The organism is Thermogutta hypogea (assembly GCF_055386265.1).
In genome coordinates this window covers 2,119,622-2,131,444 of the sequence record NZ_AP042425.1, presented here as the reverse complement: position 1 = coordinate 2,131,444, position 11,823 = coordinate 2,119,622, and the positions used below count along the sequence as shown (strand labels likewise).

General features: G+C 60.7%; 8 protein-coding genes. All 8 read left to right on the top strand.

What is annotated here, in order from left to right; genetic code table 11:
* Positions 1-264 precede the first annotated feature (264 nt).
* Entirely contained in the window at positions 265-1,119 is an 855-nt protein-coding gene (locus ACZ5B4_RS07660; RefSeq protein ID WP_464913844.1) for an alpha/beta hydrolase, read from the top strand.
* Between the two features lie 353 nt (positions 1,120-1,472).
* Entirely contained in the window at positions 1,473-1,868 is a 396-nt protein-coding gene (locus ACZ5B4_RS07655; RefSeq protein ID WP_464913843.1) for a hypothetical protein, read from the top strand.
* A gap of 334 nt (positions 1,869-2,202) precedes the next feature.
* The gene (locus ACZ5B4_RS07650; protein WP_464913842.1) at positions 2,203-2,433 is read left to right on the top strand and encodes a hypothetical protein; all 231 of its coding nucleotides are present in this window, start codon (positions 2,203-2,205) and stop codon (positions 2,431-2,433) included.
* A gap of 359 nt (positions 2,434-2,792) precedes the next feature.
* A complete protein-coding gene (locus tag ACZ5B4_RS07645; RefSeq protein WP_464913841.1) occupies positions 2,793-5,651 on the top strand; it encodes a multiheme c-type cytochrome in 2,859 nt (952 codons plus the stop codon).
* A 65-nt stretch (positions 5,652-5,716) separates the two neighbouring features.
* Positions 5,717-7,561, top strand: coding sequence for a CRTAC1 family protein (locus tag ACZ5B4_RS07640; protein ID WP_464913840.1), 1,845 nt, complete (start codon positions 5,717-5,719; stop codon positions 7,559-7,561).
* Positions 7,562-7,795: 234 nt separating this feature from the next.
* On the top strand, positions 7,796-8,854 hold the full coding sequence (locus ACZ5B4_RS07635; protein WP_464913839.1) for a hypothetical protein: 1,059 nt from the start codon (positions 7,796-7,798) through the stop codon (positions 8,852-8,854).
* 228 nt (positions 8,855-9,082) lie between these two features.
* Entirely contained in the window at positions 9,083-10,558 is a 1,476-nt protein-coding gene (gene guaB, locus ACZ5B4_RS07630) for an IMP dehydrogenase (protein WP_464913838.1), read from the top strand.
* Positions 10,530-11,801 (top strand): hypothetical protein, encoded by a 1,272-nt coding sequence (locus ACZ5B4_RS07625; protein ID WP_464913837.1) that lies wholly within the window; start codon positions 10,530-10,532, stop codon positions 11,799-11,801. Before guaB ends, ACZ5B4_RS07625 begins: the two co-directional genes overlap by 29 nt.
* Positions 11,802-11,823 lie beyond the last annotated feature (22 nt).

Below are 11,823 nucleotides of genomic sequence, written 5' to 3'. Positions count from 1 at the left end.
CGGCTGCCGACCGGACTTCGGCGAGCGAAGGGTCGCCGCAAGGGCCAGGCAAAAAAACGTCGTCACGTGCGGGTGCGGCGCGAATTTTGCTCGCTGCCGCGATGCCGCAAGTACGGTTGACAGGTCGCCGCGCGTTGGGGTACAGTCTTGAATACTCGGCCCGGGCAACTCGTCGTTCGGCAAGATCGCGAGCGAGATTTTGCGTGTCGAACCGTTTCTAATCGTTGATTCAGGCGTCGCGTCGCAGTCGGCGGAATGCCGGACGTGTTCGATCGCCGGGCCGTTTTTCCTGCTTGGTATTTGGCCATTAAGGATTGGGAAGCGAATCTGTCCATGGATCGTCGCGCTCTGTCCAAGATGTCGTCCGCGGAGTCGTTTTCAGAACCCCTTTTCTCGGAGGACGCTGCTCTCGCGAGAGAGCGGTTCGCGACGCCGGGGCACCATGCGAGGACGGTTCTGGCGCCGCTGCATTACGAGCCGAATTATGCTTATCCGCTGTTGATTTGGTTGCATGGACACGGCGGCTGTGATGAACGGCAATTGCTGTACGTCATGCCGCTGGTCAATTTGCAGAACTTCGTGGCGGTGGCGCCGCGTGGTTTCGCCGTGGACGCGACGGGCAGCGCCGGATGGGATTGGCCGCAAACCCCGGAGTGCATCGAGGAAGCCGAGCGTCGCGTGGACGACGCCATCAGCGGTTCGTTACGGCGATTTCGCATCGCCCGCCATCGAGTATTCCTCGCCGGATTCGGGAGCGGCGGAACGATGGCCCTGCGATTGGCATGGCGGCGTCCGCGGCGATTCGCGGGAGCGATTTCCCTCTGCGGGCCGGCTCCGCGGGGAATGCGGCCCTTGGCCGACTATTTCGGCGTGCGCGAGGTGCCCGTCTTGATTTCCGTGGGGCGCGACGATGACGAGTATACCCCCGCTCATGCGGCCCAGGATTTGGGTTTCCTCCACGCGGTCGGCATCAACATCGTCCTCAGACAGTATCCCTGCGGTCGGGAATTGTCCACCGAGATGTTGGCGGACGTGAATCGTTGGTTGATCGATATCGTCAATGGAGGAAACGGCGAGGGCACCCTGCCCGACGGCGACGTGCTGCAGCAGGAAGCCTGAAGTTTCGGGCTACACCTCGCACCGTCCGATCTCCTCTTGTCGTGCGACCATCCCAAATGCAATCGCGTTGGCGGGGATGCTTGCCGACTCCGAAGCCCTGCCTGTTCGGTGCTGGCTTGGGCGTGTTTCCGGCCTCATCAGGGCCGATCTCTCGCTACAATTGCCGTCGGTGGTGTTATGCCCGCTGCCTGGAATCGGTCTGGATTCCGATCGCACTTTTCTGTATCCATACTCTCGTCTTCGGCCGCGATTTCGGGAGTCGATCGGGAGTGTGGACCCTGGTCGATGCCACGGCCCGCGGCCGGGGATGGGACAGCCGCTGACGAGGTCCGTGTAAGGGAGATGGTCGCGCCGTGAACAGCAAGGGCAAGAGGTATTTCGTCTTGGTGTTGTGCTTGAGCGTTGCCGTGCCGATGGCGTGGAGCAACTTAGCCCATGCCTGGCCGACGTCCAAGAGTTCGGTCTCCGGAAGCTCCGCCGAAGCATCCGGAGGATTTCGATTGCCCAAGCTTCCCAATCCGTTTGAAGCTTTGGCGAACGGTACCCGCAAGGCGGCCGACGGCATCAAAGGATTGTTCGGCGGGGCCAAAGAGGAGCCGAAGTCGTCGGGCTATTACAATCCCAATCCGCCGCAATCGAAGAAGCCCGCCAAACAGGAATCCTCGTTCTTCGGGCTTTTCAAGAAAAAGGAGCCGCAGCGGGTCGAAACCGTTCGTGACTGGATGGCGCTGGAGCCGGTCAGGCCGTAAGGATTCCGGCAGTCCCAAGTTTACCAATCTGAATTCCGCGGAGTGCGAAACGTTCATGTTCAAGCTGACGACGCGGCCAAGGGAACTTCGGATCGGTGTTTGGGGCACGGCGGCCGTGGCGTTCTTGTTGTGTATCCTCGCGGGCTGTGCAATGACCTCGCAGAACGGCCCCCCGAAAGTGGAGACGGTCCAGGACTGGATGAAGCTGGAAAGCCCCCGACCCTAGCAACAAGGTCTCGAATTGCCGGGGCGCGATCCGTGGAAAATAGAAACGAGTGAAAGCCGGGGCGGAGGGTTCTCGGCGACCCAGCCGAGTGCAAACGGAAAGAGGATCATGGCCGTGAGCGCGCTAGTCAACCGAGTGTTCTCGCTGGGTTTGGTCGCTTCCGCACTCATCTTTGCGACCGGTTGTGCGGGCTTCGTGAGCGGTCAGTTCTTGACGCCGTCCAGCCGCCTTCGTTTTTTTGCGGCGGACAGTGACTTCGAGAAAATGGTGGAGAAAGATCCTTTTCCGCGGGCCGAGCAAGTTGGACTGAAGCCGCTTGCCGCCAACCAAACTCGTTGATCGGCGATCCGCGGGTCGCAGACGCGGCATCATCGGCAACACGGCTCCATCCCGCCCACGGGCGAGTCTACTCTTCTCTGCGGGAAAGGTTTCGGCCCTTCGGTTTCTTCCGTGTTACCCAGCAAGCAGCCCACAATCGTCGGCATTCGGTGCGGATGCGCGGCGCGAAATATCCCCGGCCAAAAGCGCGCGATCGGGTTACTCATGGTGACGGCGTAGCGCCGTCCCCTGCCGATGGAGGAATCCGAGTCGGTTGGGGCAAGTGCCGCGCAAATCCGTTGCAACTTGGTCGGAACGAGGAATAATAGCAAATATAGCCAGCGACATCTGTCGCAATCCGTGGATGAATAATTTGCGTCATGATTAGGCGACTCAACGGTCAGGGCATCAACTACGGCCGGCTCGGCAGCCTGTTTCTGCTGGTTGCCGGGCTTTTCGCTTTCATCGCCGGCAATAGCCTGTACCTTTTGGGAATCACCCTGTTGGAGTGGTTCACCGAGCACTCCCTTCAGAACTACTTTTACCAGTTTGCCTTCTTGCTCCATTTAATGGTGGGACTGGTGCTTTTGGCCCCTCTCGCGTGGTTTATCTTCGTACATAGCGCGAGGGGGAAAAAGAGCAAGAATGTTCGCGCAGTGCGATTAGGTTATGGCTCCGCGGCGCTTTGCGTCTTGGTGATCGTCAGCGGGCTGTTGCTTTGGCGACCTGTGGGACTGGTCATTCGCGGTCCCGAGCTTCGTTCGGTGGTACATTGGGCCCACGTGTTGGCCTCAGCCGCTTTGCTGGTGGGGTATTTTTTGCATCGCAAGGCCGGCAAGCGAAGCAGCCGATGGGGACACTATACGTGGATTGCCGCGGCGCTGGGTTTCCTATTGTTCTTCGCGTTGGCTCACCCCTTCGATCCGCGCGGCTGGCGCGTCGTTCGGCCGCAAGACGGCGAAGCCTTTTTCGAGCCTTCCCTGGCGCGGACGGCGAACGGCGGTTTCATCCCGGCCGAGATGCTGATGGATGACCGCTACTGCCGGGACTGCCACGGCGACGTCCACCGGCAATGGTCGGAGAGCGCCCATCGCTTCAGCTCGTTCAATAATCCGGTGTACCTTGCGGCCGTGCGAGAAACGCGCCGGTTCTCCATGGAGCGTGAAGGCTCGCCCCGCCGCGCGAGGTGGTGTGCGGGCTGTCACGATCCGGTTCCTTTTTTCAGCGGGCTGTTCGATGATCCCAACTACGACGACGTCTCTCACCCGACGGCCCACGCCGGTCTGACGTGCACCGCCTGTCATGGCATTGTGGAGATCAATTCGGTTCGCGGAAATGCGGATTACGTCATCGAGGAGCCGCTCCATTACCCCTTCGCCTTCAGCGACGATCCCCTGCTGAAATGGGTGAACCATCAATTGATTCGGGCAAAGCCGGAATTCCATAAGCGGACGTTTCTCAAACCCTTTCATAAGACGGCTGAATTCTGCTCGGTGTGCCACAAAGTGCACATTCCGGAGGCTTTGAACGACTACAAGTTTCTCCGCGGGCAAAACCATTATGACTCTTTCCTGCTGAGCGGGGTCTCCGGACACGGTGCTCGTAGCTTCTATTACCCGCAGACGGCGAAGGAGAATTGCGCCGAGTGCCACATGCCGCCGGAGCCGTCCGGTGATTTCGGGGCCAAGTATTACGAGGGCGTATCGGGCTTAGCGGTCCGGGATCATCTCTTTCGCGGCGCGAATACGGCCCTGCCGTTCTTTCGCGGGCGGGAGGATATCGTGCGGCTGCATGAAGAATTCTTGCGGGGTTGCTTGCGGGTCGATTTATTCGGAATCAGAACGGGGGATACGATCGACGGCGAATTGTCGGCTCCGCTGCGTCCGCGGGTTCCGAAGCTGATTGCTGGGAATACATATTTGCTCGAGGTCGTGGTACGAACGTTGGCGGTCGGGCATCAATTCACTCAGGGTACGGCGGACTCGAATGAGGTGTGGGTGCATCTCCGCGTAGAGGATCAGCAAGGTCTTCTGTTGGAGAGCGGCGGCATTGGGGAAGATGGCCGAGTCGATCCGGCCGGTCATTTCATCAATATTTTCATGCTCGATCGTCAAGGCCGTCGAATCGTGAGGCGGAATCCCCAAGATATTTTTGTTCCTCTTTACGACAATCAAATTCCGCCGGGCGCGGCCGCGGTCGTTCACTATCGGCTCGAGCTGCCCCAGGAATGGGCGGGAAAGCGGCTGACCGTAAGGGCGGCCGTTCTTTACCGCAAGTTCAGCGCCGATCTCATGGAATTCGTCACCGGGCAGATGAAACCGGGTGAGCGTCCGCTGCCCGGTCAACAGCCGGGCCGGGTTTATCGCAACAATCTGCCCGTTGCGGTGCTTGCCGAAGACTCCGTCGAATTGCCCGTCGTCGCACACGATTCGGACGGGCATGACTGGGAGGACTCCGTCGGGAAACCGGTCGCCGATGAGTGGGAGCGCTGGAACGACTACGGAATCGGCTTGTTTTTGCGGGGAAAGACGCAATTACGCCAAGCCGCCGAGGCCTTTCGGAAGGTCGAGGCTTTGGGACGACATGAGGGGGCGCTCAATTTGGGTAGGGCGTACTTTGCGGAAGGCAATCTGGACGAGGCCGTAGCCGCCTTGCAACGGGCCGTCCAATCGCAGGAAACCGATTTCCCCTGGTGGACCGCTGCTTGGCTCTCGGCGCTGATCGATCGCCAACAAGGCAACTTGGATGCGGCAGCCCGATCGTTGCGAAAAGTGCTCAGTCCGCCCGACGCCTACTTGCAATCCCGCGGCTTCGATTTCCGCCGCGACTACGAGGTGATCAACGTTTTGGGAGAGACGTTGTTTGACATGGCCAGGCGTTTGCGAAGCGGTGAGCGACAGGAAGAGCGGGCGACTTTGTTGCGGGAGGCCGCGGACTGGTTCGAACGCACGTTGAGCCTCGATCCGGAAAACGTCACCGCCCATTACAACCTGAGCCTGATTTACGGCTACTTGGGAGACACGGAGAGGGCGGAGCGACATCGCGAACGGCACGCGGAATATCGCGTGGACGACAACGCGCGCGATCGAGCCGTGGCCGCTGCGCGAAGGCGGTATCCGGAGGCCGACCGGGCCGCCGAAGCCGTGGTGATTTACCCGCTGCGTCCCGTTGTCGGCGGGACCGCGAGCGATCGTGCTGACCGGCAGGCCGCGGCGGTTTCCTTGTCCGGCGAAAACTGACGATGGTCGATTCTCTTGTTGAACTTGAATTGAAATCCTCACGCTCGCGGAGAGCGAGGATCATAGTGCGGGCCGTCGTCACGGCGGCGGCGGTGATAGGGATTGCGGCCGGGACGGCGTATTTGCTTTGGCTGCGGCGGTCCGGCCCCTTAGAACGGCCCGTCGTGGCCGCCCCAAGCTTCCGTGCGGCCTCGCCGGTCCGTCCGCCGCTGGTGCCGTTCACCGACATCACGGAAGAGGCGGGGATTCGATTCCGCCATTTCAGCGGCGCCTACGGGGAAAAACTCCTCCCGGAAACGTTGGGCGGGGGGTGCGCGTTCTTCGATTTCAACAACGATGGGAGGCAGGACATCCTCTTCGTGAGCGGCTGCCCCTGGCCGTGGCACCATTATGAAGAAGAGGCTTTGGCGGCTTTTCGCGGCACGCTGACGTTGTATCGGAACGAAGGCGACGGTCGATTCGTGGATTGCACGGAGGCGGTCGGATTGGGCGGATTACGGTTCTACGGGATGGGGGTGGCGGTCGGCGATTACGACAACGACGGTTGGCGGGATCTGTACGTGACGGCCGTGGGGCCCAATCATCTTTTTCGTAACGAGAACGGCGTCTTCCGCGACGTCACCGACGAGACGGGGACGGCCGGGGATTCCGCCGACTGGAGTACGGCCACGGCCTTCGCCGATGTGGACCGGGACGGCGATCTCGATCTTTGGGTCTGCCAATACGTGGAATGGTCTCGGGAAATCGACTTGGCGCAGGGTTTTGTGCTGACCGGTCTCGGGCGGGCCTACGGTCCCCCCCATTCTTTCGCCGGCACTTTTTGCCGCCTCTTTCTCAATCAGAGCGACGGCACGTTTCGCGACGTCTCGGAGGAAGCCGGCATCAGGGTACGAAATCCGGCCACGGGCGAGCCGATGGCGAAAAGTCTGGGTATGCGGCCGTGCGACGTGAACGGGGACGGCTGGATTGATTTCATCGTGGCCAACGACACGGTGCAGAACTTCCTTTTTCTCAATCGGCGCGACGGCACATTTGAGGAAGTGGGGACCATAGCCGGCGTGGGCTTCGATTCCACGGGACGGGCCCGCGGGGCGATGGGAATCGATGCCGCTTTTTATCGCAATGATCCATGCCTGGGGATCGCGATCGGGAACTTCGCCAACGAGATGTCGGCGCTCTACGTCTCGCTGCCCGGTGGCACGTTTTTCAGCGATGAGGCTGTGGCGGCGGGATTCGGCCCTCTTACCCGGCTGGATTTGACTTTCGGGACGCTGTTCATGGACTACGACCTGGACGGTCGCTTGGATTTGATCTGCGCCAACGGCCACCTGGAGCAGGACATCCATTTGGTGCAGGAAAGCGAATCCTACCGTCAACCGGCGAAGGTCTTTTGGAACGCCGGCCCGGAGCAGGCCGAGGAGTTCGTGGCGGTGGGCGCCGATCTGGTGGGCACGGACATTCTCACCCCCATGGTAGGACGCGGTCTAGCGTATGCCGACATCGACGGCGACGGAGATTTGGATATTCTGGTGACTCAAATCGACGGGCCGCCCATGTTGCTGAGAAACGATCTTCCCCCACCCCGGCGATTTCTGCGTGTGACCCTGCGGGATCTCCAGGGGAACCGCGATGCCTATGGGGCGGTGGTGGAGGTCGAAACGAATCGGGGGACCTTGTCTCGGGACGTGATGCCCACCCGGAGCTATCTTGCCCAAGTCGAGTTGCCGCTCACGTTCGGCATTGCGGAGGGGACGCTCATCCGCGGCGTGCGCATCCGATGGCCGGACGGCAGGCTGCAAACATTGAGCTCGTGGCCGCCGCAGGGGGAATTGATCGTCACGCGCCGGGCCGAGGAGACGAAGAACGACTCGCCCGCGGTATCTCAAGCCGTGGGCGGTGTTACTCCCTAGGTGGATGGCATGCCCGGTTCTCACGAATGCTTGCAACCCGATCCCGAAGGCGGATTGGCGCCGCGGGAATGAGACCCCCACGCGGGGTGGAAGAGGGGATGGAATCGGTTTATAATGTCGAGTGGATTTGCCGTCGCAGGGGCAGAACCGCGACTCTGTACGATTGGTCGGTTGAAGGGCGTGTTGGGAGGGCGACATTTTCGCCCCGTCAGTGCGTCGCTGTGAGTCGTGCTGGTGCAGAGACCGGTCGTTCACGGCTGGAATCGCGAGAGTAAAGTGATCGAACGCGAGCGATTTTTCTCGCGTCCCACCCGAACGGAATCCTCGCATCACAAGCCGGGTCTGGGCACGAATGGTCTTGTGCCGGGATCGGCGGTTTTCTTTGTTTCGGAGAACGATTTGCCGGTGAAGTCTCCATCCGTGGCTTACTTCTGGATGGCAATCAGCCTTTGGGCGCTGGGTTTGGGGCCGGCAGGAGCCGTCGGCGCCGCCGATCTGCCGCGCGAAATCCATCCCTGGGGAAGGTTCGAAGCCGGAGCTTGGAAGATCGTTCGGGCTACGAGTGAGGGCGTGGACGGCACTGCGGAAGTACTCACTACCGATACCCGAACCACCCTGGAAGGGCTGGACGAGAAAAGCGTTAACCTTCGCGTGGAAGTCTTGGTGGAGGTTGCAGGGAAGCGGTTTCGGGCCGAACCGCAGACGATTCGGCAAGGAGTGTATGGAGAACCGCCGGGCGATAATGCGATTCTGGTTGATTTGGGGGAGCAAAAGCTGACGGTGCAGGGACGGGAGTTTGCCTGCCGCGTGGCGGAGGTCCGCGTGCAAGGCTCGGCCGCCCAACTCAGCTCGAAAATCTTTTACACGCTCGCAGGGTCGGCCATGGTTTTGCGACGGGAGAGCGTCAAGACCGACCTGGAAGGACGGATTCTCGAGGAGTTGACCGCCGAGACCGTGAGTGTGGATATCCCATGCAAAGTCGGATCCGCGATGTTCTCCGGTTGCCAGATTCGTACGGAACAGAAATTTCCGGGCGGAACCTCTACGACGCTGGCCGTATTCGTGCGCGAAATCCCCGGTGGTATGGTCTGTCAAACCACCAAAGAGTTTGACGAAAGCGGCCGACTCGTTCGAAGAACGAGCTTTGAGCTAGTGGACTATGCCTTGCGAGGTTCGCTGCGGAGAGGCATCCCGTGGAGATGGCCCCTTTCCGGCCGCCGGATCTATCGCTTGCCTCCCGATTGGCTCGAGCCTGGTCTGTTGCCGGACACGGGCACCTCTCTCATGCCGTGACCGGTCTTACTTCTCTGATTGCTTTGCGGGCGGTGATCTTCCGTCTTTTCCGGAACGCGCCTTATCGACTTAGGCATGGATGAATCTGACAAGAACGGTCCCGGAGCATGAGGCGACCGTGTATTTCGCTGTTCGGCGGGCCGCATCGCATTGAATTTGCGATCCGCTGCCGCATAATGAAGGTTTCCTGCCTCCATCTTTCGCTTGACCGTAGAAGGAGTACGGCGCATGGCCAAGAAGTCGATTACGCCGGCGATTACGTTTGATGACGTCCTTCTGGAGCCGGCTTACAGCGAGGTCGTGCCGAGCGACGTGGACGTCTCGACGCGTCTGACCGCCCGCATCGAGTTGCGAATTCCGATCCTCAGTTCTCCGATGGACACGGTGACGGAGAGCGCGATGGCGATCGCTCTCGCTCAAGAGGGGGGTATTGGAGTTATCCATAAGAACATGTCGATTGAGCGACAGACGGAGGAGGTTGAGAAGGTAAAGCGGAGCGCCAACGGCATCATCGACAGTCCGGCGACGTTAACTCCCGATGCAACGGCACTTCGGGCCAAGGAATTAATGGATCAGTTGAATGTTTCCGGTGTGCCGATTGTGGAGGCTTCCGGAAGGTTGGTTGGAATAGTGACACGGAGGGACTTGAGGTTTTTAGGTAATTTTGACGTCCCAGTCCGTGAGGTTATGACCAAGGATCATCTTATAACGGCTACGGGAACTGTATCGCTGGCGCAGGCCGAGCGGATTCTGATGGAAAAAAAGGTGGAGAAACTTTTGCTGGTTGACGAAGATTTCAGACTGACCGGCCTGATTACGATCAAGGACATTGATAACCAGAGGCGATTTCCTAACGCGTGCAAAGACCATTTGGGTAGGCTTCGGGTCGGCGCGGCCGTCGGCGTCCACGATTACCAGCGAGTGCAAAGCCTGATCGGCAAGGGCGTTGACGTGATCGTGGTCGACAGCGCCCACGGCCACTCGGCGAATGTCTTGGAGACGGTTCGGGAAATCAAGCGGCAATGGGATATCGATGTCATTGCGGGAAACGTGGCGACGCGGGAGGGGGCCGAGGCCCTCATTCGTGCCGGCGCGGATGCCGTTAAGGTCGGTATCGGCCCGGGGTCGATTTGTACGACCCGGGTGATTAGCGGGGTGGGCGTGCCCCAGGTGACGGCCATTATGGCCGCCACGGAAATCGCCGAAGAACATGGGATTCCCGTGATCGCCGACGGCGGTATTCGCTACTCCGGCGATATCACCAAGGCACTAGCTGCGGGGGCCCATGCCGTGATGTTGGGTGGGCTGTTCGCGGGTCTCGATGAGAGCCCCGGTGAACGCATCCTGTTTCACGGCCGCGTGTACAAGGTTTATCGCGGAATGGGTTCGTTGGGAGCGATGGTCAAGGGGTCCAGCGAGCGCTATCGCCAGGACGCCGGCCATCAACCCGACAAGCTCGTTCCCGAGGGTGTGGAAGGCCGCGTGCCCTATCGCGGTCCCCTGGGCCCGTTCGTCTATCAGTTGGTAGGCGGGCTCAAGGCGGGCATGGGTTATTGCGGCACGCGAAACATCAGCGAATTGCGAACCAAAACCAAGTTTCTGCAAGTGTCTGCTGCGGGAGTTCGGGAGAGCCATCCCCATGACATTACCATCACGCACGAAGCGCCCAATTACAGTGTGGAGTACGCTGAAGAAGATCGGTAATGTTGTCGACGAGGGCCATCGAGGCGGTAAGGTACTGGCCCTTGGTTTGCTTCTGGGATGGGTGGGAACAGCCTCGGTTTGCGGCGACGAATGGCGGTCCCGATACGAAAACACAACCGGGAACAACGAAATACGATGCGAGCGGGCCGTTCCCGCGGTGGAGACCGAGGGTGACTCCGGCGTCATCGCAGTACGGCACTTGGGCGCACTCGACAGCGGCGCAGGAGCAGGGAGTTCGGGGCGGGGCGACCGCAAACGCGACGATGCCGTTCGTTCCGTAGGTTACACGGGGGTCGAGCCGACTCCTCAATTGCGCTGGTTGCCCGTTCGACCCAAGGTGGCCGGGCAAGCCGACTCAGCAAGCGAGATTGGCCACGGCAGCGGGCCGGAGAGGCCGGCGGTTGGCGGCGGGCCGGCGATGGAGGAACGGGCGGAATCGACTTCCGGATTGGTGCCGCTGCAATTCGTCGTACCTTCTCCGGCTGAGCTGGGCGGGGGCTCGGCGGGATCAGACGATCCGTTGGCCGATCCGTTCGGGGATGCGGCTCGGCCGGCGGCCGGCCTTCCACCCCTTCTCATGCCGCAGCGTCCCGTCTCGCAGTCCGCGCCGAATGGGCAACCGGAGGTGATTCCGCCGCCGGTGCCGCTCGGCAGTACGGCTTCTCAGCCTCAGCCCGGATCCGGTCAGCGTAGCCCTGATGAAAAGTCGCTTGAGGAGTTAATGGACCAATTGCCGCCCGGCCCGAAGGACGAGCGACCGTTGGAGGAACAACTCACGCAGAAGACGGCGCTGCCGGCGGACGAATGCCCGCCGCAGGGGAAAATCAAGCCTCTCTCGGATATCACGAACGACATTCGCCCGCAAGGCGACAAATTTCCCACAATGTGCCCGCTGCCGGCTTCGGCATTCGAGGGCCGTAATTGGCAACCGCTGGTGTTCACGTGGAAAGCTTCGGGGTTGTGCCACAAACCCCTGTATTTCGAGCAGGTGGGTGTGGAACGATACGGCCACAACCTGGGGCCGATCCTCCAGCCGTTTGCCTCGGGGGCGCACTTCTTCCTCACGGTCCCGATTCTGCCGTACAAAATGGGGCTGGAACCACCCGACGAATGCATCTATACCTTGGGTTATTACCGGCCCGGGAGCTGTGCTCCCTGGATTCTCGATCCCTTGCCGCTTAGCGTCCGTGCCGCCCTGGCTCAAGGCGGAGTTTGGACGGGCATGGCATTCTTGATTCCGTAGGTTTCGGGCTCGTTGCGGAATG